The organism is Pusillimonas sp. MFBS29 (assembly GCF_020687695.1).
GTDB lineage: Bacteria > Pseudomonadota > Gammaproteobacteria > Burkholderiales > Burkholderiaceae_B > Pusillimonas_C.
Map to the genome: position 1 here is coordinate 26,091 of NZ_JAJEWL010000006.1, position 23,617 is coordinate 49,707.

At 57.2% G+C, this 23,617-nt stretch carries 24 protein-coding genes and 2 riboswitches; of the genes, 7 read left to right on the forward strand and 17 right to left on the reverse strand.

The genetic code is table 11. The features are described 5' to 3' along the window. Positions 1-47 precede the first annotated feature (47 nt). Entirely contained in the window at positions 48-1,196 is a 1,149-nt protein-coding gene (locus LKR43_RS09990) for a YbfB/YjiJ family MFS transporter (RefSeq protein ID WP_227683910.1), read from the reverse strand. Between the two features lie 213 nt (positions 1,197-1,409). On the opposite strand from LKR43_RS09990, the gene LKR43_RS09995 reads away from it, so the two are divergent. The 4 genes from LKR43_RS09995 to LKR43_RS10010 all read left to right on the forward strand — a co-directional run bounded on the left by LKR43_RS09995 (position 1,410) and on the right by LKR43_RS10010 (position 5,449). After that, positions 1,410-1,610, forward strand: a complete 201-nt coding sequence (locus LKR43_RS09995) for a CsbD family protein (protein WP_227683911.1) — start codon at positions 1,410-1,412, stop codon at positions 1,608-1,610. Between the two features lie 206 nt (positions 1,611-1,816). Further along, on the forward strand, positions 1,817-2,986 hold the full coding sequence (locus LKR43_RS10000; RefSeq protein WP_227683912.1) for an acetyl-CoA acetyltransferase: 1,170 nt from the start codon (positions 1,817-1,819) through the stop codon (positions 2,984-2,986). Next, entirely contained in the window at positions 2,983-4,608 is a 1,626-nt protein-coding gene (locus LKR43_RS10005) for an acyl-CoA synthetase (RefSeq protein WP_227683913.1), read from the forward strand. Before LKR43_RS10000 ends, LKR43_RS10005 begins: the two co-directional genes overlap by 4 nt. Beyond that, positions 4,595-5,449 (forward strand): PCC domain-containing protein, encoded by an 855-nt coding sequence (locus LKR43_RS10010; protein ID WP_227683914.1) that lies wholly within the window; start codon positions 4,595-4,597, stop codon positions 5,447-5,449. The genes LKR43_RS10005 and LKR43_RS10010 overlap by 14 nt, the downstream gene beginning before the upstream one ends. A 29-nt stretch (positions 5,450-5,478) precedes the next feature. Here the strand turns inward: LKR43_RS10010 and LKR43_RS10015 are convergent, their stop codons facing one another. Further along, on the reverse strand, positions 5,479-6,921 hold the full coding sequence (locus LKR43_RS10015) for a sodium:solute symporter family protein (RefSeq protein WP_227683915.1): 1,443 nt from the start codon (positions 6,919-6,921) through the stop codon (positions 5,479-5,481). An 87-nt stretch (positions 6,922-7,008) separates the two neighbouring features. Next, positions 7,009-7,117: riboswitch (TPP riboswitch) on the reverse strand. A 56-nt stretch (positions 7,118-7,173) separates the two neighbouring features. Beyond that, positions 7,174-7,275, forward strand: a riboswitch (TPP riboswitch). A 42-nt stretch (positions 7,276-7,317) separates the two neighbouring features. Here LKR43_RS10015 and LKR43_RS10020 point away from each other — a divergent pair. Then, on the forward strand, positions 7,318-8,100 hold the full coding sequence (locus LKR43_RS10020) for a 3-oxoacyl-ACP reductase (protein WP_227683916.1): 783 nt from the start codon (positions 7,318-7,320) through the stop codon (positions 8,098-8,100). 22 nt (positions 8,101-8,122) lie between these two features. Further along, on the forward strand, positions 8,123-9,409 hold the full coding sequence (locus tag LKR43_RS10025; protein ID WP_227684106.1) for an LLM class flavin-dependent oxidoreductase: 1,287 nt from the start codon (positions 8,123-8,125) through the stop codon (positions 9,407-9,409). A gap of 30 nt (positions 9,410-9,439) precedes the next feature. Here LKR43_RS10025 and LKR43_RS10030 read toward each other — a convergent pair whose 3' ends face one another. From LKR43_RS10030 to LKR43_RS10055, 6 genes are all read right to left on the reverse strand, one after another. After that, a complete protein-coding gene (locus LKR43_RS10030; RefSeq protein ID WP_227683917.1) occupies positions 9,440-9,976 on the reverse strand; it encodes a cytochrome b in 537 nt (178 codons plus the stop codon). Next, positions 9,973-11,334 (reverse strand): saccharopine dehydrogenase family protein, encoded by a 1,362-nt coding sequence (locus LKR43_RS10035; RefSeq protein WP_227683918.1) that lies wholly within the window; start codon positions 11,332-11,334, stop codon positions 9,973-9,975. The genes LKR43_RS10030 and LKR43_RS10035 overlap by 4 nt, the downstream gene beginning before the upstream one ends. Before the next feature lie 40 nt (positions 11,335-11,374). Next, positions 11,375-12,478: a carboxynorspermidine decarboxylase gene (locus tag LKR43_RS10040; protein WP_227683919.1), complete on the reverse strand. Its 1,104-nt coding sequence runs from the start codon at positions 12,476-12,478 to the stop codon at positions 11,375-11,377. A gap of 6 nt (positions 12,479-12,484) precedes the next feature. Next, complete coding sequence (locus tag LKR43_RS10045) at positions 12,485-12,805, reverse strand: helix-turn-helix transcriptional regulator (RefSeq protein WP_227683920.1); 321 nt, start codon at positions 12,803-12,805, stop codon at positions 12,485-12,487. A gap of 331 nt (positions 12,806-13,136) precedes the next feature. Beyond that, on the reverse strand, positions 13,137-15,083 hold the full coding sequence (locus LKR43_RS10050; RefSeq protein WP_227683921.1) for a PhoX family phosphatase: 1,947 nt from the start codon (positions 15,081-15,083) through the stop codon (positions 13,137-13,139). Positions 15,084-15,195: 112 nt separating this feature from the next. Then, a complete protein-coding gene (locus tag LKR43_RS10055; RefSeq protein WP_227683922.1) occupies positions 15,196-15,378 on the reverse strand; it encodes a hypothetical protein in 183 nt (60 codons plus the stop codon). 189 nt (positions 15,379-15,567) lie between these two features. Here LKR43_RS10055 and LKR43_RS10060 point away from each other — a divergent pair, with 189 nt between their 5' ends. Next, on the forward strand, positions 15,568-16,008 hold the full coding sequence (locus LKR43_RS10060) for an NUDIX hydrolase (RefSeq protein WP_227683923.1): 441 nt from the start codon (positions 15,568-15,570) through the stop codon (positions 16,006-16,008). A gap of 26 nt (positions 16,009-16,034) precedes the next feature. Here LKR43_RS10060 and LKR43_RS10065 read toward each other — a convergent pair whose 3' ends face one another. The 9 genes from LKR43_RS10065 to LKR43_RS10105 form a co-directional block, all read right to left on the reverse strand. After that, positions 16,035-17,045, reverse strand: coding sequence for a YeeE/YedE family protein (locus LKR43_RS10065; protein ID WP_227683924.1), 1,011 nt, complete (start codon positions 17,043-17,045; stop codon positions 16,035-16,037). Between the two features lie 16 nt (positions 17,046-17,061). Then, positions 17,062-18,357: an NAD(P)/FAD-dependent oxidoreductase gene (locus LKR43_RS10070; protein WP_227683925.1), complete on the reverse strand. Its 1,296-nt coding sequence runs from the start codon at positions 18,355-18,357 to the stop codon at positions 17,062-17,064. Continuing rightward, on the reverse strand, positions 18,357-18,716 hold the full coding sequence (locus tag LKR43_RS10075; protein ID WP_227683926.1) for a c-type cytochrome: 360 nt from the start codon (positions 18,714-18,716) through the stop codon (positions 18,357-18,359). The genes LKR43_RS10070 and LKR43_RS10075 overlap by 1 nt, the downstream gene beginning before the upstream one ends. 136 nt (positions 18,717-18,852) lie before the next feature. Next, on the reverse strand, positions 18,853-19,179 hold the full coding sequence (soxZ, locus tag LKR43_RS10080; RefSeq protein WP_227683927.1) for a thiosulfate oxidation carrier complex protein SoxZ: 327 nt from the start codon (positions 19,177-19,179) through the stop codon (positions 18,853-18,855). A gap of 13 nt (positions 19,180-19,192) precedes the next feature. Next, entirely contained in the window at positions 19,193-19,699 is a 507-nt protein-coding gene (locus tag LKR43_RS10085) for a thiosulfate oxidation carrier protein SoxY (protein ID WP_227683928.1), read from the reverse strand. Then, the gene (locus LKR43_RS10090) at positions 19,686-21,014 is read right to left on the reverse strand and encodes an FAD-dependent oxidoreductase (protein ID WP_227683929.1); all 1,329 of its coding nucleotides are present in this window, start codon (positions 21,012-21,014) and stop codon (positions 19,686-19,688) included. Before LKR43_RS10090 ends, LKR43_RS10085 begins: the two co-directional genes overlap by 14 nt. Positions 21,015-21,146: 132 nt before the next feature. Continuing rightward, positions 21,147-21,893: a ParA family protein gene (locus LKR43_RS10095; RefSeq protein ID WP_227683930.1), complete on the reverse strand. Its 747-nt coding sequence runs from the start codon at positions 21,891-21,893 to the stop codon at positions 21,147-21,149. Then, positions 21,890-23,422 (reverse strand): CHAD domain-containing protein, encoded by a 1,533-nt coding sequence (locus LKR43_RS10100; RefSeq protein WP_227683931.1) that lies wholly within the window; start codon positions 23,420-23,422, stop codon positions 21,890-21,892. Before LKR43_RS10100 ends, LKR43_RS10095 begins: the two co-directional genes overlap by 4 nt. After that, entirely contained in the window at positions 23,422-23,601 is a 180-nt protein-coding gene (locus LKR43_RS10105) for a hypothetical protein (RefSeq protein WP_227683932.1), read from the reverse strand. Before LKR43_RS10105 ends, LKR43_RS10100 begins: the two co-directional genes overlap by 1 nt. Positions 23,602-23,617 lie beyond the last annotated feature (16 nt).

Here is a 23,617-nt window from a genome sequence, read left to right on the forward strand (position 1 = left end):
CGAGCCTCGATTTTCAGGCTGGAACCACATTGCCAACAAGGTTGTATTCAGGCGCTTACCAGCGGTTTCTGCGTGCAGGCGATCAAGACACCCACCAGCAATATTGCGCTTGAAGCGGCCAGTCCGGTGCTCAACGAATCAGACAGGTCGCTGATCCATCCGGTGGCGACCGGCCCTATGGCCTGTCCCAGTGCAAACAGGCTGGTTGCCACGGCCAGCGCACTTCCCCAGGCGGGCTTCGGCAGATTGGTCTTGATGAAACCTGTGGCGGCGGATGGCACCATGAATACGCTGGAGCCCACCAACGCGGCAGACAGCCATAGCCCGGTGATCGTTGGCAAAACCAGTGGCAGACTTGCCCCGATTGCCAAGACCGTCATGGATGCCGCCATGGGCCGGCCATCGCGCCTGCCGTTAAAGACGGGGGCCCAGATCAACGGCGCCAGCAGCGTCATAATGCCCAGCAGGCTCCACATGATGGAAGTGGTGGCCGCTATGGACAGTGAAGAGTTCAGTGATTGGCGCAGCCACGCAATAATGAATGTCATGTATGCGATGTAGCCAAGACCGAAGAGAAAATACGCAGTGAACTCGGGCACGCATGGGCGCCATGACCACTGAGCACGCAGGCCGGGTGTTGATGGTTCTTGTATGTCACGCATTGCGACCAGCGCTGCAATGGAAAGCGGGATGCAGATGGCTGCGCAAATGATCCATGCCCAGGGCCAGGAGGCTGGCCCCGCTGCATCGAATAGCCAGGGCAGCAGCGCGCCGGTGGTCAGCATGCCAATGCCGCCGCCACTAAAGAACACCACAATGGCCCGTGTACCCAGAACGCCCGATAAGACACCGCCGCATATAAAGGCGCCGGCTGCGCCGAAGCCGGCCAGAAACCGGCAGAGCGTAATGAGATGAAAGTGGTGCGTGAGGCCGTTGGCCAGCAAGGCTGCAGTAGTCAGTGCCAGGCCTGCGACAAATATTCGCCGGTTGCCCAGTCGCGATACACAGGCCAGCGTAAGCAGTGCGCCCAGCAAATAGCCCAGCGCGTTGGCTGTATTCAACCATCCCGCCTGTGCGTAATTCAGGTTCAGGTCCGTTTGCATCGCCGGCAGAATCAATGCGTAGCCAAACCGCGCAAAACCTACAGACACGGCGGCTCCGCCTGAAAGGGCCCAAGGTACCAACGCCGGGTTCATGCAATAGTCTCCTGAATAAATTTGATTGTTCTTGTTTGCCTGATGTTATCAGTAGTGGCGCAGTTACATTCGTCGTGGATTAGATAAGCAGATGTTACTGTGCCTGTAGCCTGCCTTGGGTGTTAGCGCCGTTCAGTTACATATAACGGCTTTTTGTAGGACCTGCCCAACCTAAAGACGTTAGGCTGAAGGCGTTATCACAGGAGGTCACTCATGAACAAAGATATCGTTGAAGGTCAATGGAAACAGTTAGCTGGCAAGGCAAAAGTGGCTTGGGGCGAGCTTACGGATGATGAGCTCACAAAAGTCGAAGGCAATGCCGAGCGTCTGACAGGTCTGGTACAGGAGAGATACGGCAAGACCCGTGAAGAAGCGGAGGCCGAAGTCAAGAAGTTCTTTGACGACAATCGCTAGGCTTCACACAAGAACAACGCGCACCATCACAGGCCCAGTCCAATCTGATTGAAAGATCAGATTGTTTGTCCACCACTTCTCAAGAGCGGTGGACTTTTTTTTATGGTGCGTGCTGCCAGGAGTCCCTATAGCCTTCTAAACAGATTCTCACTATTATCTCTGGCTATAGAGCCATTGCTCCTCAAATAACAACCGGAGATACTTTCATGAAACAAAATGCGTGCATCGTTGGCTGGGCGCACTCACCCTTTGGCAAGTCGGACGTACCGGATGTGGAAAGTCTGATCGCCAGCGTGGCGCGGCCGGCGCTGGACCATGCCGGCGTTGCACCGGAAGATGTTGATTTCATTACTGTTGGTGTTTTTAACAATGGTCTTACACCGCAAGGCTTCGAGGGTGCATTGGTATCACTCGGAGAGCCACGACTGCGCTTCACGCCCGCCATCCACGTGGAAAATGCCTGTGCCACCGGCACCGCTGCGCTGCATACTGCGCTTGACTTCATCGAAAGTGGCCGCGGCCGTATTGCACTGGTCGTTGGCGCTGAGAAGATGACTGCGCTGCCACCGCGGGAGCTGCCCAACATCTTGCTGAGCGGCGGCTATCGCAAAGAGGAAGACAACCCGCTGGGCTTTGCGGGCATCTTCGGAGATATCGCCACCACCTATTTCGAGCGTTACGGTGATCACCGTGAAGAGCTGGCAATGATTGCTGCCAAGAACCACGCCAATGCAGTGAACAATCCCTATGCCCACGTGCGTAAGGATCTGGGCTTTGAGTTCTGCAATACGGAGTCGGACCGTAATCCGCTGGTGGCTGGCCCGCTCAGGCGATCGGATTGCTCCATGGTGTCCGATGGTGCTGCCGCATTGGTCGTTGCCGATGCGCAAACCGCCGCAACGCTGCAACGTGCCATACGACTGCGTGCGCGTACGCATGTCAACGACTTCCTGCCTTTGTCGCGCCGGGATCCTATCGACTTCGAAGGCCCGCGCCTTGCATGGCAGAAGGCCCTGTCCACGGCCGGCATTTCACTCGATGATCTGAGCCTGGTGGAAACCCACGACTGCTTCACAGTCGCCGAGATGATCGAGTACGAGGCCATGGGTCTGATGCCGCGCGGCGAAGGCTGGCGAGCCATCAAAGAGGGGCTGACCCTGCGCGATGGCAAGCTGCCGGTGAATGTGACGGGCGGCTTGAAGGCCAGAGGCCATCCGCTGGGAGCCACTGGTGTGTCTCAGCACGTTATGGTGGCCATGCAACTGGCAGGCGAAGCAGGAGACATGCAAATGCCGAACGCAGAACTCGGAGGCGTCTTCAACATGGGTGGTGCGGCGGTCACGAACTACGTCTCTATTCTGGAGCGCGTGAAATGAAGATTATCCATCAGGATTTTCTGTCGCAGAGCGTGCCTAACCTTGCGTATATGGTCACGCAGAATGCACGCCGCTTTCCAGAGCGTCCGGCGTTGGTCTGGCGCGATGTGTCCTTGAGTTGGTCTGAGCTGGATGCCCGGGTCTCGGCGCTCGCCGCTGCCTTGCTTGACCTGGGCGTACAGCCCGGTGAAGCCGTGTTGGCGCATAGCAAGAACAGCAACGAGATGTTTGAAGCGATGCTGGCTACATTTCGCATCGCTGCGGTATGGGTGCCGACCAACTTCCGGCTCGCTCCCGATGATGTGGCTTACATGGCTGAAGTTACCCAGCCGCGGGTTTTTTTGTGCCAGACTGACTTCCCGGAGTATGCCGATGCAGTGGCTCAGGCCGTGGCGGGAGCGCAGCGTGTCTGGCTGACCGGCGATGCCGGTGTGGAAGACGATTCAGCGTGCCTGAGTACATTGATGGCTGCGCAGTCCGGCACGATTGTGCCGAATGCCGGCGTGCAACGGGATAGCGCTTGCTGGCTGTTCTTCACATCAGGAACCACCGGCCGACCAAAGGCTGCGGTACTCACACAGGGGCAGCTTGGCTATGTCATCACCAACCACTTGTGTGACCTGATGCCCGGATCCACCGAGCTTGACGGGTCGCTCGTGCTGGCTCCCTTGTCGCACGGTGCAGGCATGCATCAATTGAACATGGTGGCACGGGGCGGCGTAACGGTGTTGATGCCGTCAGAAAAATTTGATGCCGCGACGGCATTTCAATTGATCCAGACCCACGGTCTGACCAACCTGTTCACGGTTCCAACCATCCTGAAGATGCTGATTGAGGACTCGAGTGTGGATCAATTCGATCATTCGAGCCTGCGCTATGTTGTTTACGCAGGAGCACCCATGTATCGCCAGGATCAGAAGCTGGCGCTACAGAAGTTGGGCTCGGTGCTGGTGCAGTACTATGGCTTGGCCGAGGTTACGGGAAACATCACAGTACTGCCTGGCCGTGAACACGATGCCGGAGACGAAGAGCGCCGGCCTGGCACTTGTGGCTTTGAGCGCACCGGGATGCAGGTGTCGATTCAGGATGATGCCGGCAACGAAGTTGAGCCAGGCCAGATCGGTGAGCTCTGTGTTATTGGCCCGGCCGTCTTTGCCGGCTATTACAACAATCCCGAGGCCAATGCCAAGTGCTTCCGGAACGGCTGGTTCCGTACCGGTGACTTGGGCTACCGCGACAACGAGGGCTACATCTATCTGACGGGCCGCTCATCTGATATGTATATCTCGGGCGGGTCCAATATCTATCCCCGCGAGATCGAAGAGAAGATGCTGACGCACGAGGCTGTCAGTGAGGTGGCGATCGTGGGTGTTGCCGATCCGAAGTGGGGTGAGGTTGGTGTGGCGGTATGCGTGTTGCGCGAAGGAGCGCAATTGCAAGAGGCTGCGATGCTGGAATGGATGTCCAGTCGTGTGGCGCGCTACAAACTGCCCAAGCGGATTTTCTTCTGGCCGGAGTTGCCGAAATCGGGCTATGGAAAGGTGCCCAAGGCTTTGGTGCGCGATGAGTTGCGCCAGCGCGGTTTGCTGACCTCTACAGGAGCGCTTGATGCGAAGCATTGAACAGCCGGGGCCGGTGCATCCAGAGCGTGTTCAATACGCGCCAGCAATTATTCGAGCAATTGATGTCGAGTTACCGCCGGGAGTTTCCCTGCTCGAGGGACTGGCCGATGCTGTGCACTCACAGGGAGTATCCAGCGCAGTCTTTTCGCTGCAAGGCGGCTCATTCGAGCCCTTGGCGTATTACATGCCTGATCTTTCCGGCACACCGGAGCATGTCGCTTATTTCAGCGAGCGCTTTGATGCGCCGGGCGAAGCGCGAATCGATTCGGGCAGCATCACCTTTGGTGTGCGACAAGGTCAGCCGTGGTTGCATTGTCATGCGATCTGGGTTGATCCGGACGGTCGGCGCAGAAGCGGGCATTTGATGCCAGAGGCATCACGTGTCTCTTCCGCAGTTCGCCTTAAAGCCTGGATGCTTGATGGTGCAGGCTTTGACGTACAGGCTGATGCAGAGACGAACTTCAGTCTGATGCAGGTTTCTGCCGCTGCAGAACCCTTACAAGACGCCAATGCTTATGTGGTGCGGCTCAGGCCCAACCAGGATCTCTGTCTGGCACTAGAGGCGCTATGTACTAACCTGGGTATTCGTCGGGCTCGCATCCGCGGTGGTGTTGGCAGTCTCATTGGCGCGGTATTCGAAGACGGCCGGGTCATCGAGCCGTTTGTCACCGAGGTCTTTATCCAGTCCGGAGCAATTGATCTCAACAGCGATGGTGCTCCACAAGCCTGTGTGGACATCGGACTGGTCGCCCACACAGGTGAGATTGCCGAAGGCCGGCTCAAGCGTGGTGAGAACCCGGTTCTGATTACCTTTGAACTGGTGATTGACCCGCTGGAATGAGCGTTGGTTGTTGGTGCAACCGGCTCGCTTCAATCGTCCAGGTTGCGTACGGTCGCATGCAGGTTGCCTAGATCAAAGTGTGACCATCGTGCCCTCAGGCGCAGCATGAGGCATGACACCAGGGCGGGAACCAGCGCAGCGAGCAGGAATGATTCGAGCAGATAAGTGGGTTTTTCACCCGGAGCTGGAAAGAACATGATGCCTGCGATCAGTCCGCATAAGGTGCTTGCAAAGGCGATGGTACCGTTATGGCGCCGGTTATACAGGCCGAAAAAAACGGGGAAGGCCGCCGCTGAGCAGAACAGGTCGGCCAGTAGAAACAGGTAAAGCACGCTATATCCCTGGGCCGCGACGATCATGACTGGTATGGCCAACAGGAAGATTAGCCAGCGTGACAGCCCCATCAGAGTCTCTTTCTTCATCAAGGGTGCCAATCGGCGCACATCAACGGCAATGAGACTGGAAATGGCGCTGATCGTTGTGTCGGCGGTGCTCATGACCAGCGCCAGGCCAAGGGGAATCAGGGCCACGGTAAACCATGCGGGAATATGGGACTGCAAAACGCTGAATAGGGCAACGGAGCTGTCCCCGGTATGCCCCAGTCCTACGAAGGCCAGTCCGAACAGTCCCATTAACAGAATAAATGGGCCGGCGAACAGGCCACCAAGCAAAAAGCCTCTGCGCATGGTGCGTGTGTCGCGGGCAGAATAAACGCGTTGCCAATTGCCCTGATGAAACAGTCCGGTCAGCAGGATTGCGACGAAAAAGGTAAGACCCGCCTTCAGCCCTGTAGGATCAGTCAGGCTGAGTAACTGAGGCGCTTTTTCGTGTAACCCTTCCAGGACCGGAGCAGGGCCGCCCGTGGCGTACCAGCCCAGCGCGATCAATGTCAGCAGCAGTGGAACAATAACCACCATTTGCACCTTGTCTGTAAAGATTGATGCACGCAGGCCGCCGTAAGAGGTATAGAGCAGCGTTGAACCCATGACGATGGCAGCGGTGACCCATAACGGTACTGGCGCCAGCAACCGCACCAGTTTGGCGATTGCGGTGATCTCGGCAGCCAGGGTGATGAACATGTAGAACATCATGATCAGCAGGACAAGCCCATACATGGCCTTGCCGTAACGCATGATCACGAACTCGGTCAGTGTGTGGCCTTGCGGCATGAGTTCACGCATCCGCTGTCCTAGTGGGATCATCAGCCAGCGGGGTGAAGCGGCACCCAGGCCATAGCCGATGACAGCTGCCAGCCCGCCCCAGGTTGCCGCCTGGGCTGGCGCGAATAGTATCCACGCGCCCAGCGATGTGGCCAGCAGAGTCAGAATCGTGGCGGTAGTTCCCTGCGTGTTGCGAGCGACGACATAGTCTTCAAGGCTGCCGCGATCGTGTCTGGAATACAGCATGCCGGATACGGCAAAGCCTGCCGAGAACAGCAATAGCCACAGTACGGCGGAGGTGCTGGTAAGCATGTTTTTCCCTGGTTGTCCGGCGTGCCGGTACACGTACAGCCAGCCTGGTGACCGGCAACGAACGGGTATAACGGAGAAAGGGGGGGCGTAATGCTTGGTGTCCTTCCCTTCGCCGGCATTACCCGGATCAGGTTCAAAGGGTTACCGCATTGATTTGCGGAGTCTCAGCCCGTGACAGGCTCCCCCAGGAATTGTCGGCAAGCTTAATGTGAGTGGGCCTACTTGTCAATTGCGCGTATTGCGTTATGATGGCGCAACGACACGGGGTGCCGGGTGTACATTGCCTGGCTGAGATCAACACCCGTCGAACCTGAAACAGCTAGTACTGGCGAAGGGATGTCGGCAAGCGGCCCGCAACCGCGCGCGCATACCTTCCTTCTTTTTAACAGGTATGCCATGAACAACAGCCACGAAACACTTTCCATTCCACAACAAATCGTTCTGGTCACCGGTGGTGCCCGAGGACTGGGCGAGCATATTGTCCGCGCTTTCCTGCGTGAAGGCGCCCGAGTGGTTGTGAACTATCTTCACAGCGCCGAAAGCGCGAACAAGCTTGCCGGCGATTCGGCAGGGCAGGCACTGGCATTGCAGGCCGACGTCGGTGATGCGCAGGCTGTGCAGGTCATGCTGGCTCAGGCTCGCGAGCACTTTGGCATGCCGGTAACGACGGTTGTCAATAATGCCTTACCCGCCTTTTCCTTTAATGGTGATGCAAGACCGCATGCGGATGCCTTGTCGGGCAGCGACCTGCAGCAGCAGTTTCAGGGAGTGGTTTGTGGCGCTCTGAACACCATTCAGGCAGCATTGCCCGGCATGCGCGAAATGGGGTTTGGTCGTGTCATCAATGTGGGCACCAATTTGTTTCAGAATCCCGTTGTGCCGTATCACGACTATACGGCTGCCAAGGCCGCTTTGTTATCCCTGACGCGCACCCTGTCTCACGATTTGGGGCCGGACGGCATCACCGTCAATATGGTGTCTGGCGGTTTGTTACGAACCACCGATGCCTCGGCGGGTACACCCGAGGCAGTCTTCGACCTGATTGCCGCGAGTACCCCGCTGCGTCGCGTCACCACTCCTGCGGAGTTTGCCGATGCTGTGCTGTTTTTTGCCTCTGCCTGGTCGCGATCCGTGACCGGACAGAACCTGGTTGTGGACGGCGGTCTGGTCAAGAACTGAAGGCAAGAACATGAGCAAGCGCATGATGCATCTGAATCTGTTCATTTTTGGCTGTGGCCACCACAGGGCGGCGTGGCGCCACCCACGGTCTTCAGTAGAGCGTCTGGGAGATATCGCCTATTACGAGGAGCTCGCACAAACTGCCGAGCGCGGCAAACTCGATGCGATTTTCTTTGCCGATGGGCACTCAACCGATAACCTGACGGATGGGCCACGCTGGTTTCTTGAGCCTTTGACGGCCTTGTCGGCCATCAGCCGTGCAACGCAGCGCATAGGCCTGATCAGCACTGTTTCCAGCACTTTCAATACGCCTTTTCATGCTGCTCGCATGGTGGCGTCGCTGGATCATATTTCGAAAGGACGGGTAGGGTGGAACGTGGTGACATCCATGTTCGATTCCGAGGCCCGCAATCATGGATACGATGCCATGCCAGGACACGACTGGCGTTATGCACGGGCCGAGGAGTTCGTGGACGTGGCTTTACGCCTGTGGGATTCCTGGAACGATGGCGCGCCGCAGTCTGACCGCCAGGGTGACTACGTGAGGCCAGAATCGACCCACGCCATTCATCACAAGGGAACGCATTTTCAGGTAGATGGGCCACTGACGGTGCCGCGCCCGCCGCAAGGGCATCCCGTACTGTTTCAGGCGGGCGCTTCGGAACAGGGCAGGGATTTGGCCGCCCGGCGGGCCGAGGCCATCTATGCCGTGGCTTTCGACCTGCAGGCTGCGCAGGAATATTATCGCGACATCAAACTCAGAGTGCGCAAGGCCGGCCGTCGTGATCCAGTACCGATCATGCCCGGACTGGTCACCTATGTTGGTTCAACCGAGGCCGAGGCGCGCGCCAAACAACGAGCGCTTGATGAATTGTTGCCATCGCAAGATGCACTGCGGCAACTGAGCATGTATGTGGGGCAGGATTGCTCGCGTTGGGAGCTGGATGCACCGGTGCCTGACTTGCCGCCTCTGGAAGAGTTTTCGGGGCCGAAAGGGCGCTATGCGACGGTATTGCGTATTATCCAGACCGAGCGTCCCAGCGTTCGCCAGTTGTTGGGCCGGCTTGCGGCCGGCGGCGGCCATTGCACCATGGTGGGTACACCTGATGCGATTGCTGACGAGATGGAGCGCTGGTTGTCGAACGACGGCGCCGACGGTTTCAACCTTATGCCGCCGTCATTGCCGGACGGCATAGAAGATTTTGTGGATCAGGTCGTGCCGGTGCTGCAAAAGCGTGGCGTGTTCCGCAAAGAGTATGAAACGGATACCTTGCGTGGGCATTTGGGGCTGGCGCGGCCCGGCCCCTGATACCATGCCTGGCAGAGCCGTGCTGTTGGCCTAGTGCCTGCGTTGCGGCAGCATGCGTGTCAGCACGTCGTCGCGGTCAATGAAGTGGTGCTTCAGGGCTGCGGCCACATGCGCCACGAATACGGCCAGCAACGTGTAGTTCAATATCTGATGCGCCTGTTTCAGCGCGTCGCCCAGCGCCCGGTCTTTGGGAACCAGGTCGGGTAGCGGCAGCACGCCGAACCAGACTACAGGAAACCCATAGGCCGAACTCATGGTCCAGCCGCTAAGGGGGATGGCCAGCATCAAGGCATACAGCACCCAGTGTGCGCCATGAGCAGCCAGACGCGCAGCCGGCGACATGGTGGCTGGCAGTGGTGCCGCCGCGTGTGTCAGGCGCCAGGCCAGACGCGCCGCAGCCAGCATCAATATGCTTGCTCCAGCCCATTTGTGCCAGGAGTACACCTGTAGCTTGGTGGGCGAGAGCGGCAGATCCTGCATGAAGAAGCCTACGGCAAAAGTGCCGATCAGGCAGGCTGCCATCAGCCAGTGAAAAAATATCGCGGTACGGGTGTAGCGTTGAGTCATCTTAGGGCGGATTTAACGTAGGCGTTGTTCTTGGGAAGCTTGTGTTCGCCTTTTGGATAGTGATTTGCTGCCACTTGCGGACTGCGTTTTCTGGCATTGGCCGAGACAACCGATTCATGCTGCGGATGTAGCACGCGATCGCCCTGAGCGTCGCGGATGCGGGTAACCAGGCCCATGCGGTTCATCAGATCGATAAAGGGCGCCGGGTCGAGCTCTTCGACATTGGCCATGTGACCGACGTCCCAGCTGCCGTTGGCAATCAGCATGGCCGCTGCAACCACAGGCACGCCTGCGGTGTAGGAAATGGCCTGACTGCCGACCTCGTTGTAGCTTTCCTTGTGGTCGCAGATATTGTAGATAAGGACTTCCTGCGGCTTGCCGTTTTTCTTGCCTTTTACCAGATCACCAATGCAAGTCTTGCCGGTGTAGTCGGGTGCGAGCGAAGCAGGATCAGGCAGTACGGCCTTGACGACCTTGAGCGGCACGACTTCCAGGCCTTCAGCGGTGCGCACAGGCTGTTCCGACAGCAGGCCCAGATTCTTCAGTACCGTGAACACGTTGATGTAGTGCTCGCCGAAGCCCATCCAGAAACGGATATTGGGTATGCCAAGGTTCCTGGACATCGAATGCAGCTCATCGTGTCCAGTCAGGTAGGTGGTGTTCTTGCCAACCACCGGCATGTCCCAGTCCTGGCGGCGTTCGAACATGGCGTTGGCTTTCCATTGACCCTGTTCCCATGACCACACAGTCGAGGTGAACTCACGGAAGTTGATTTCCGGATCGAAGTTGGTCGCAAAGTAGCGGCTGTGGCTGCCGGCATTGATATCGATGATATCTATGGATTCGACCTTGTCGAAATAGGTGTCCATGGCAAACCGCCCGTAAGCATTGACCACGCCCGGGTCAAATCCCACACCCAGAATGGCGGTGACACCGGCTTGCCGGCAATCTTCGCTGCGCTTCCACTCATAGTTTCCATACCAGGGTGGCGCTTCGCACACTTTGCCCGGATCTTCATGAATGGCGGTATCCAGATAGGCTGCACCGGTCTCGATGCAGGCCGTCATGATGGACATGTTAAGGAAGGGCGAACCTACGTTGATCACGATCTGGCTGTTGGTTGAACGGATCAATGCCTTGGTGGCCTCGATGTCGAGTGCATCGAGTTGATGCGCCTGCAGCAGGCCTGCGCCACGTTGGCTGCCTTTGGCCTTGATCGAGTTGATAATGGACTGGCATTTTTCCAGTGTGCGCGACGCAATATGAATGTCACCCAGCAGAATGTTGTTTTGTGCACATTTATGAGCAGCCACATGGGCCACGCCGCCGGCGCCGATAATAAGAACATTGCGTTTCATTGTGGATAATCCCCTAATTGTTGGAATAGGTGCAGTGCTGTCAGGACAGACTGTTGACGTAGTCGTCAAAGGAAAATTCGCGCACTACGCGCACGGAGCCATCGGCTTCCTTGATGGCAATCGACGGCATGTGGACGCCGTTGAACCAGTTTTTCTTGACCATGGTATAGCCCGCGGCATCACCTATCGAGATGCGGTCGCCGACCTTGAGCGGTGCCGAAAAGCGACCTTCTCCGAAGATGTCGCCTGCCAGGCAGGTTTTGCCGCAGATCATGTATTCGTGTTCGCCCTTGCCATCGCCCACCGGCGCCGTTTCGCGATAGATGAGCAGATCCAGCATATGAGCTTCGGTCGAGCTGTCGACCACAGCCAGGTGCTTGCCGTTGAAGCCTACATCGAGCACGCTGACTTCCAGTGTGGTGCTGTGGCGCACGGCGGCTTCACCGGGTTCCAGGTAAACCTGAACACCGTAATCTTGCGCGAAACGGCGCAGGCGCTGGCAGAAAGCGTCTAGTGGGTAGCCCTGGGCGGTGAAGCTGATGCCGCCACCCAGACTGACCCATTTCAGGCGTTTCAGGATCGTGCCGTAAGTCTGTTCGATCTGGCCCAGCAAGTCGTCAAAACGCGCAAAATCGTTGTTCTCGCAGTTGTTGTGGATCATGACGCCGTCGAGTTGATCCATGACGGACAGAATGCGATCGGGGTCGCCTTCACCCAGCCGGCTGTAAGCGCGGGCGGGATCGGCCAGGTCGAAGCCTGCGCAACTGATGCCGGGATTAAGGCGCAGACCCATGGACTTGCCTTGCGCAGCCGCTTCAAAGCGCTTTAGTTGGGCAATGGAGTTAAAAATAATCTTGTCGCAATTGGCCACGACTTCGTCGATTTCGTGGTCGGCGAAGGCAACGCTGTAGGCATGGGTTTCGCCGCCGAATTTCTGATATCCCAGCTTGACTTCGTAAAGGGATGACGACGTGGTGCCGTCCATGTGCGGACGCATCTGGTCGAAAACGGACCAGGTCGCAAAGCACTTCAGGGCCAGCAATACTTTGGCACCTGAATGCTTGCGTATGTAATCTATGGTGTCCAGATTGCGTTGCAATGCTGGCTTGTCGATGAGGTAATAGGGAGTTCTAAGGTTCTGCATTGTTGCTTAGGTAGCCGGAAGATTGCTGATGGCCGGAGGCTTTACATTGATGTTCTTATGCTTGGTGGGGTGCTTGCTGAGCCGTTCAATGATCAGCGAGGTACGGTTCGGGAACGTAGCCAGAATCTGCATGGTGCCTCCGACGCTTTCTATGTAATGCTGCAAAGTGGAAACCAGCATGTCGTCGCGCTTTTCTATGCGCGAGATCGTGCCCTGGCCGACGCCCAGCGCAATGGCCAGGTCGTCCTGGGTGTGCTGGGTGGCTTTGCGCAGCTCTTTAAGCGTGGCCACTTTGGTGGCGGTGATTTGGATATTTATGCCATTCACGAGTTTTTGCTTTGGTTTATTGCCAGCAGTTGCCGTTTTCGCCTTATTGGGCTTCTTGGGCATGGTGAATCCTTTGCTTGGTGTGGCCGTTGCGAGGGTGATGCCAGATTCAGTATTCAGGCATCAGTTAAGGTTCGTATGATATATGCTTTCAAAGCCATATGCAACCTAAGGCATATGGCTTTCAGGGCATGTCAATGAAAACACCCCGAAAGGTTGGAGAACGTCGTCCAACTTTTTGGGGTGTGGTTTTTGAAGCGCAGTTCAGCCTGCGCCCGGAACTGGATGATAGGCTGCGGCTTATCGGGCGGCAGCCGGTGCTGCAGCGGGCTTAAGTGCCGATTACGCCGCCGTCGTCCTTGGTAATGATCACTGTTGCCGAGCGTGGAATGGCTGTACCACCGTCCGGCCAATGGCTGTCGCCTGCTTCACCCGGATGCTGAATATTGATGAACAGGGTCTTGCTGTCCGGGGTGAACGCGATGCCGGTGACTTCGCATTCCTTGGGGCCGGTCAGGAAACGGCGGATCTCCTTGCTGACCGGATCGGCACAAAGCATTTGATTGTTGCCCTGGCCTTCGTAGTCGCCGCTGTTGCTGTACTTGCCGTCGGTCTGTATCCACAGGCGGCCATGGCTGTCAAAGGCCAGGCCATCCGGGCTGTTGAACGTATTGTCTGCAGTGATGTTGGCCGAACCAGAGGCCAGGTCGTTACGGTCAGTGTGCTTGATGGGGTTACCCGCCAGTACGAAAATGTCCCATTCGAAACGCGTCGCGGCCGCATCGCTATCGGCTTCGCGCCAGCGCACAATCTGTCCGTAAATATTATTCGCGCGCGGATTCACCGCATCCGGTGTTGTGCGTTTGTTGTTATTGGTCAGTGTTACATAGACTTCGCCTGTGGCCGGATGCACACTGACCCACTCCGGACGATCCATCTTGGTTGCACCGACTGCGTCGGCAGCCAGGCGGGCGTGTATCAACACCTCGGCCTGCGATGTGAAGCTGGTGTCGGCGGACAGTGTGGGGTTATCCGACTTGTCCAGCAGTATCCATTGGCCTGTGCCCATGAAATCGTCTGCGGTATCGCCATCGTCAAACCTGGCCACATAAAGCCTGCCGGCGTCCAGCAAAGACGAATTGTCGCCGCCCTTGCGATAGGTGTTGTCGGAGACGAACTTGTAGATATAGTCGTTGCGCTGGTCGTCTCCCATATAGATGACGACACGGCCATCGGCTGCCAGGGCATAGGCGGCATTCTCATGCTTGAAGCGACCAAGCGCCGTGCGTTTCCTGGGGGTCGAGGCCGGATCGAACGGGTCGATCTCGACGATCCAGCCATGCCGGTTGGCTTCGTTTGGTTCTTTGACGTAGTCGTAACGCTCCTCGAACTCTTCCCAGCGAAAGGCGCTGCCCTTGGCTGAAATGCCATAGCGTTTTTGTGCCGCGTTGCGTGTATCTTCCCCCGACAGGGTGCCGAAGTAATTATTGAAGTTTTCCTCACAGGCAAGGTAGGTGTTCCAGGGCGTCCAGCCGTTGCCGCAATTGTTGAAGGTGCCCAGCACCTGTTTGCCGCTGGCGTCCGCTTTGGTCCGCAACAGTGGGTCGCCCGCAGCCGGGCCGGTCAGTTCCATAGGCGTTGCGGCAGTGATGCGCCGGTTGTAGGGTGAATCGAGCTTGATTTCCCAGGTTCCGCCGTTTGTGCGAACGATATGAATGACCGAGACGCCATGGGCATGTATGGCCTTGTGTACCTTGTCCACCGTCAGGGGCCCGGTGCGGTCGGCGCCGAACAGCCAGGTGTACTCACCTTTCTTGACGGTTGCGTATTCGTGGTTCATGACCAGCAAACCTTCCGTGCTGCTGCCTTCAATGGCAAAGAAATGGATGCCGTCGTGGTTATCGCCCACCTGTCGCGCCTGGGCGGCCGCGTTGTCGCTGCCGTCGGCCTTCCACGCGGGGTCTCCTTTAAACAGCGGTGTGCCCCAGGGAGCAAAGACGGTGGCGGTATAGCCGGGCGCAATCTTTATGGTGTCGTCGGTGGAGATGGGGATGGCCTGGAATCCCAGCAGCCCCGCAGTGCCTGGTTGTGGGGATTTGCCTGTGGCTGCGCCGTAAGCGCTGATGGGCCCGCTCAGGAACAAGGCAGCCGAAAGCCCAATGCCTGATTTCAGGAATCCGCGTCGGCTGTACGCGCGTTCGACGACATCCTGAAAATGTTCGTTGGCCGAGGTGTTGCTGGGCAGGTCTTCAGGATCGATGGGACAGGAGTTTTGCATGGCGCTATTCCAACAGGATAGAAAAGCACCTAGTGTGGCCGACTCGTATTGCGGCGGTATTAATCCGTGCCATGCGTGGGGCGGGCCGCCCGGGGTAAAGGCAGCCCGGGCTTTACTTGGCGGCAGACTGTATTTTGTTGCCTGCTTGCTGGATCTGGTCGCCGGCGCTGCTGATGGCCTTGTCGATTTCCTTGCCCGCCTTTTCGGCCGGGCCTTCTTTTTGACAACCGGCCAAAGCGAACATCAGTGTTGCGGCTGCGAGTGCGGCCATCGTCTTGCTTTGATGACTAATCATTTTGGATCGCTGTAGTTAAGGATTTTGTAGCATACATCGCAAGGTCGGCTGCAGCACTAGCCGGCGCCGTAACGTTGTATTTTTGGCATAGTACTGTAATAAAATTTAAATGAATTGATCGCAAACTGATATAAAATTTTTTGCTGTTATTGTTATCTATGTCTGCATTTCCTGAGTATTAAAAACCATATGGCAAAGGAGCGTTCCACACCACTTGCTTCCAAGCGTGGCGCTTGGGCGGTGATCTATTGTGCAACGACAGGGAAATTCCTTTTAGGCAAGCGCTCCAGCGCGGTCAACAATAGCGGAGCCTGGAATCTGTTCGGTGGGCGTGTCGAATCTGACGAAGCACCTACCAAGGCATTGGTGCGCGAACTGGCTGAAGAGGCGGGCTGGCGTGTCAAGCCCAAGCGTCTGAGCAAGCTTGGACGGGTGGCAGGCAGCAAGAATAGTCAAAGGGTCGGAGACCGCGAACTCTACTACTACCTGGTGAAGGTCGACAAGGAATTTGTGCCACGTCTGAACCACGAGCACTCAGGCTACGGCTGGTTCAAACACAAGCGTCTTCCTGGTAAATACAATTTGCCCACTGCAGTGGCCATTGAGCTGGGTTTGCTCAAGAACATCTAGCATCAAGCCAGGCTGCCCGCGTCGCGTTACGCCGCTTTGTTGAGCTTCCAGGCCAGGCGCGCCCCAACAACGATGGCCAGTGCGGCAACCATAGAGCTGTAGGCAAGGGTGGATAAACCACTGAGACCCTGGCCTATGGTGCAGCCCAAGGCCAGTACACCGCCCACACCCATCAGTGTGCCGCCTGCAATATAGCGAGCCATCTGGCTGGCGGATTCAAAGCCCTGCAGACGCAAGCTGCCGCGCAAAAGGGCGCAAAGAAAGGAGCCGGCCAGCACGCCCAGTACCACCGTGATGCCAAAGCGCAAGCTCATGCCCGTGGAAATCATGGCGTACTGTATGGTGTCTCCGATGGGGGCGATGAAACTGAGCGATGCAACGGGAGCCGGATCAAAATCGTCGGCACCCAGCCATCCGGTTGTCAGCCAGCCGGCAACGACCAGCAAGCCGATCACCACGCCCCCCACCAGGTCTCGGGCGCGCTGTCCTGCTGCGCGCGGACGCAGGGCGAACAGCATGAGTGCTGCTGCCAGTATCCAGACGATCAATGTGCGGGGCAAGCCTGTTGGTATGGTTGTTGTACCCGGTGTGATCATGGTCAGCTGTGCGAGCTGGATGCGCAGGGGCGCAATTAGGCCGGTCAGGGTGATGTAGGCGGCAATGCCCAGGCACAGCAGCACGACGACAGACCTTAGATTGCCCTGCGCCAGCAGCACCAGTGCACGGGCCCCGCAACCGTTGGCCAGTCCCATGCCGTAGCCGAACAGTATGCCCCCAAGTGGCAGCAGCAACCACGAGAACGACGGCATCAGGTACACGGACTGGCCTATATCGACCAGGCCGTTCGACGTGACTATATGTGTGCCGGCCACGGCGATGGCCAATGCCATTGCAAATGCATGCAACTTGTAGCCATCGCGGCCAGACCAATATTCTTTCAGGCCGCGGTGCAGGCAGAAACCAGTGATCTGGCCAATGGCGCCAAAAATGGCGCCTATGGCCAGGCCCGCCAGGAGTACAAGTTCAGGCTGTGACATATGCGTTGCCGGCCGTTCAGGCCCGTGTTCCCCAGGTATCCAGTGCGATGGCCTGGTACCAGGCTTCGCCGTACTGTGCCTCGAGTTTGCGGAAGTTCGCATCGGCCTCTTTGGGGCTGACGCCGCCGGAGGCTTCGGCCAGCTTGCCGTCCTTGATGGTGTACAAATGGCCAACGGAAATGCCGTAGTCGGGGGCGATCAGGCTGTAGCAGGTGTTCGTGAACGATGCCTGCGCCGGTGGTTTGCCGGCCAGCGCATTGACGATGGCGGCGGCAGCGACCTTGGCCTGCGCGTTGGCCGAGAATCCCGACTTGGGCATGGGCGAGGCAATGGTGGCGTCTCCCACAACGTAGATGTCGGGAACGAGTTCGGATTCGAAGGTCTGTGGCTTGATGGGCACCCAGCCGCTGGCGTTCGTCACACCGGCCAATTCGGCAATGGCCCCCGCTTTCTGCGGGGGAATAACGTTCAGCACATCGGCCTTGTGGATCTCGCCAAACTCGGTTTCAACGGACAGGTTCTTCGCATCCACGCGGACAACCTTGCCGTCTTTCGACAGTGGTACCCATTCAATCAGATCGCCATAGAATTTGTTCCAGCCGTCCTGAAAAAGCCCTTGCTTCGAGAACGCATCTTTGGCGTCCAGGATGATGATCTTGGATTTGGGTTTGTTGTGTTTCAAATAGTGCGCCACCATGCTGACCCGTTCATAGGGGCCGGGCGGGCAGCGGAATGGGTTGGCGGGTGCGGCCATCAGGAAAGTGCCGCCGTCGGGCATGGATTCCAGCTGTTGCTTGAGCAGCCGGGTTTGTGCGCCGGCCTTCCAGGCATGAGGGGCCAGCTGAGCGGCCGCCTCGTCGTAGCCATCAAGGCTGTTCCAGCGAAAATCAATACCGGGCGACAAGAGCAGCTTGTCGTAGGCCAGTGTTTGGCCGCCTGCCAGGCGTACTGTTCTGGCCGACGCATCGACACCGGCGGCGAACTCGTGAACCACGTTAACGCCCAGCGCCCGCAGGTCATCGTAGCCATGGCCTTGCTGTTCGAAGGTGCGCAATCCGCCAAAATACAAATTGGTGAACGGGCAGGTGTAGAACGTTTTGGCGGGTTCGACCAAAGTGACATTGATGGCCGGGTTACGGCGCTTGATATAGCGGGCAGCTGTTGCGCCGCCAAAACCACCACCAATAACGACTACGTTGCCTGCCGAGGGACGGGCGTAGGAGGGAACAGACAATAACAGAGCGCCGGCGGCGGAGGTCTTGCCGACACGGCTCAGCCATTGCCGACGGGATACATTGATGGCCTTGTTCATTATTTCTTTCCTGCCTGGCTGGGTTGGGCTTGCGCCGGAATTTGCGAGAAATGCTGCGCAAGCGCGGCCAGATCCTCATCGCTGAATCCTTTTACCAAACGATTCATGATGGTGGTATTGGCAGGTGGTGTGTCTGACTTGAAGGCCTTGAGTTGTCCAAGCAGCACACTTTCGGGGCGTCCGGCTATGGAAGGAATACTGCCGGGTGAACGGCCATCGGTGCCATGGCAGTTGGCACAGGCGCCGGCCTGAACGGTGATATCGAACGTGGATTGGGCTGCGGCCGGGGGCAGAAAGATTCCGACCGCAAAGGCCGAAATCAGCGTTGCTGCGCACGCCATTCTTGAAGCTATATGCATGGATCTCGCCTTAGGCAATTTGTAAGAATTCGTATGGTACCCAGAGGCCTACCCAATGCAAACGACCATTAATATTGATGCTTATGCGTTTTTGTTATATGTGTGCCCCAGGTACATGGGCGCGTGCTTCAGGGGTTTATCCCGCCACCAGCAATGCTTTGCTGCCGGTGATGACCGTGCCTTCGTCGTCTACCCATTTGAACTGCAATTCACCCGATTTCCGGGCCACGAACGTGAACTCGATATACGGGTTCTGCGAAATGGCCGTCTCGGGTTGCCAGGTGAACAGCAGCTCGCCGTCGATACGGGCTTCGAACTCGGTAACGATGTTGCGCGCAATGGCATTGCCGTTGCTGTCGGGGCGCAAGCCGGTTTCCATGCGGTGTTCGATCAGGGCGCGTGTGCGAACTATCTCGCCAGGCTTGGGGCTGGCATTGCTGATCCAGATACGTGGTTTGCTCATGCTTGAACCTTGTTTACATGCCGCAGCCGCCGGCTGTCACGGTGATGTGCTGGCGAGCCATCAGGACTCGTCCGTCATTCATCCGGGCCAGGGCCCTGATGGATTGGGTTTCAATCAGCCGCAGTCGTACGGCGATCTCGGCCGTGCCTGCCAGGGGCGTAAAGGCAAAGCGGCAGGCCAGTGGCCGCGGATTGCCTTCTGCCAGAAGAATCATTTCTTCGCAGTAGGACTCAGGCGTGATCGGCAGTTCGACCATGGCCTTGACCGGCACAGCGGAGGGATTATCGCCAAGCACAGGCAGTTCGAGCTTCAGGCCTTGCTCCAGGGGCTGCCGGCCTTTCAGGAACTCGTTGATGATGGCCTGGATTTCTTCCGGATTGGCCGGTTTTAAAGGCGGTAGCGTTGTTTGTTGCGCCAACAGGGCGGTAGGCGCCAGCGTCAGGCCCAGCCCGAGCGCCGAGCCTGCAAGCAGCTGGCGGCGCTGGGCAAAGCCCTTGTTGCCATGATTAAAGGAAGTCATTGAAACGGTTTTTGATCCATGCAAAATCTTCGGCGACCAGATCGTGCGTGCGCACGTCCATGTCGATCTGGGTTTGTAGTACTTTGCCCGTGGCATCCAGGTTGTATTCGAACTTGACCGAGATCTCTTCCTGGGGATCGCCATTAACCATCATGTAGCACAGGTTGTCGGGCAGCACAGGAACGACCTCTTTGTCGGCAACGCGCTCAGCAATGTTGCGGGCAACGATCTGGCCGATGGCATTGGCAACGTGTGCGCTTTTCGGGTAATGGCCGAATTGGTCTGAAATGAAACCCATGGAGTCACCCACGATGTATACATTTTCATCGGAGTTGGCCGTGAATAGGCGCGGATGCATGTCGGCCCAGCCGGTAGGCTTGCCATCGGGGGTTTTTCCGATCAGGTCGGCATACCAGACCATGTCGGCTGCCTGATGCGGTGGCATGAGTATCGCATCGTCGAAATCAAAATCACCCGCTACGGTCTTGATCCGCTTGTTGTAGGGGTCGACCTCTTTGATGGCTGCGTTGGGCACGTGTGCAATGATGTCGGGGTACAGTTCTTCGAATGCGGCGCGGTAGCCTTCCCCTATGGGTGCGATCTTGGGCTTGGGGTCGAGTATAAGTATCTTGCCTGGTATCTTGTTGGTTTTGATATGCCAGGCGATCAGGCAGGCGCGCTCGTAGGGCGATGGCGGACAGCGGTGCGGCGGCGGCGGCAAGGTCATGACTATGGTGCCACCCTTGAACGCTTTGACCTTGTGCTTGAGCGACAGCATTTCTGCATTCGGCACGTAGGCGTTGGGAAAATGCTGGCGCGTGTACTCAGCTGTAGCAACGTCGTTGCCAAACCAGGCGTCGTAGGCGTTGCGTATGCCGCCCGACAAAATCAGGTAGTCGTAATCGATGCTGCCATGGCTGGTGCGCACGGTTTTCGTATCACGCTCAATGCCTATGACCTCGGTATTGACCAGTGTATAGCCATATTTAAGGGCAGGAGCAAGCATGTCGTGATTAAGGAAATCGGTATTCACGATATCGATCAGCCACTTGTTGCTCATGGGGCCCGACCAGAAGGTGGGGTTGCGTTCCAGCAGCACGACGTCGGCCTGGGGGATGAGCTCGCGCAGATAGCGTGCCGCCGTCATGCCGCCCCAGCCTCCGCCGCACACAACTATGCGCGGGCCTTTGCCGCGCCGAGGCAAGAGCTGAGTCTTGCCATGAATGGCCAGCGGTGCAGTCTGGCCGGTGGAAGAGAGGGCAAGGGTGCCTGTTGCCAGCACCGGAGTGGCCAGCAGAAAACCTCTTCTATTCATGGGAAGACTCCTTATAGTCATGACATGACATACAAAAAACCGTGCTTACTATAACCTGAATAGCGTGGGTGTGGTGGGCCGGCGCGCAAGCCGGAGATCAAGTTTTGATCAAGATCAGCTAGCGTTCATTACCTACAGGATACGGCTCATGATTTCTTCGGCTAGCTCGTGGTAAGCAATGCCTGCGGGGCTGTTGGCCGCGGTGGCCATGACAGGCGCCCGGTGTATGCCCATGCGCTCTATGTCGGAGGCAAATGGGATATGGGTTTTCAGGAAGCGTTTGCTGAACTTGTTTCCCATGGACTGCATGGTTTCGGCGTGAAGGTTTTTTACACCCTGCACCATGGAGAAAAAACCATGAAGCTTCTGTACCGGCAGCTTGTTCTCTTGGAAAAAGTCGATAAGCTGTTCGAAGGTTCGTTCAGAAAGCGTGGTGGGAATGACGGGCACCAGAATGGCATCGGCCGAGTGAAAGACATTCTGCGACAGCGTGGAAATGGTGGGAGGGCAGTCCAGCACGATCACATCGTACTCGCCTTTGACGGCCTTTAATGACTTATGCAGCCGATTATGGCTATTGCGCATTTGCGAGAGGAACACATCGAAATCCCGGAAGCTCATGTTGGCCGGCAGGATATCAAGGTTTTCGTAATCGCTGCCGCGAATCGCGCCGGCGAATTTTTCGGCGTCTTTGAAAAATGCCGTGTCGGCCAGCTTCCGGGATGGTTTGACGCGGAAATAAAAGCCCGACGCACCTTGAGGATCAAGATCGCACAATAATGTTCGATAGCCCGACGCGGCCATTGCATAGGCCAGGTTTACGGATGCGGCTGTCTTGCCGACGCCGCCCTTGTTCGAGTAGCAGGCAATGATTTTCATGGGGCTTGAACCTTGGGTTTTTGAAAAAGCGCACGGAATCTGTCTTGTGTTTCAGGACTGTTGAAGCGCGCGAAGCTTTTCACGATGCTGGAGCGCTCTTTGATTTGGCGTGCATGAAGCACGGCAATCAGCGCCCCCACGCTTTGGGCTACCTGGAATTTGTGGTTGCCCCGCCCGTCAGGCAGTGCGTCCAGCATTTCCTGAAGCTTGATTTGCTGAATCGAATAATCGTTGAATAATCCCAGGTTCGCTTGCAGCCGTTTTAGGGATTTGAACAATTTCCTGAAAGGTCCGGCGGGAAATATCGTGGCGAAGAATTCCATGAGATAGCGCAGCTTCTTGCACTGTATGCGCAAGGCGTGAATTTCGGTGTCGGGGGTGGCGGCATCGAGCCCTGACGCGATCTTACATACCTTGCGATAGCGCTTCCAGATCAGTTTGCTGGCGTACTCGTGTGCCGGCAATAGGGCGTTTGGCCCTTGGGGCAGGTTGCCGGCCTGCTCGAAACAAGCGGCCAGACCGGCGATTTCATGCTGGTAAGCCGGGCTGCGCAGGTGGCGCGCCAGCTTGCCGTGTTCGGTGTGCCGCTGTTCAGACAGCGCGTTGTAAAGGGTGTTCAGCCCCTGGTGCAGCTCTGTGGGTAAAAGATCGTAATAAGCCTGTTTTTCCAGCAGATAGACATCGAGGTCGCGTAGCGGGCCGGTGGGCGCCATGATGGCTGAGAACCTGGCTTTCAGGCTGGCGGTTTGGGCCTCGGCGTAGATCCCCTTGAACAGGCTCAGGACCGAGCGGATCTTGCGCAATTGAACACGATAATCGTGCAGGAATTCGGTGTCGTAGTCCGCAACTATGCCGTCTTCGTTCGCCCGGGCGATGGGCAGGTGGGTGGCGATGATCTGGTTTGCCGCAGTGAACGCGCTTGCATCGTGCGCTATGGAGATTTTCGGTTTGGCGGCATAGGCGGACTGCGGGGGAAAAAGCTGGCCATACAGTGCCATGCTATCGAAGGCCTCCCCGCCCAGATCGAGTATCTGTTGCTGTACCGCCGTCAGTGAGGCGTCGTAGCCCCTGATGGGCTGGACCAGTGCCAGGGCGGCGGCTTGTTCTTCCTGGGCCGTAATGAACAGCAACCGAACCCGGCAATGTGTTTTTTCTTCGTCGTCTGTGAAAGACAGTGTGGCGTACTGACGCTGACCTGAGCCGCAGGGCAGCAGCCGGCGCAGCGGCGACAGATCGGATAGCGCCTGCTTGAGGGGGCTTGCGGGCAGATCTGTGATGAAATTTGCAGCGCCCTTGGGCAAGGGCGCTGTGATGCGGCCGGACTGTCCGAACAGTTCCAGCGAGGTGTCGGTGTGCAACAGCATGCGCCCCGACTGGCGTAAGGGCTGATCGAAGCAATCGAGCAAGCTATAGGGCGATATATCGGTGTCGAATATGAGGACGGGTTTGAGCGGCCCGACAGATTGATTAATGATATTGTTTACTGACGCGACCGGCAGCTGATAGCAGGCAGGGGTGGGTTTATTCATCATTGCTTCTTTAAAGGGGTTTCCAGATATGCCTGTATCAGCGTTTCAATGATTCTCTGCACGCTGGTGTCTTGTTCAATAGCGCGAATCTTGAGTGCTTTCAGTGTCTTTTTTTCGAGCCGCAAAGAGGTGTTCTTTTTATCGTCGGCTGCTGTGCCTTCTGACTTGTGTTTTGCCATACTATTTCACTCTTAC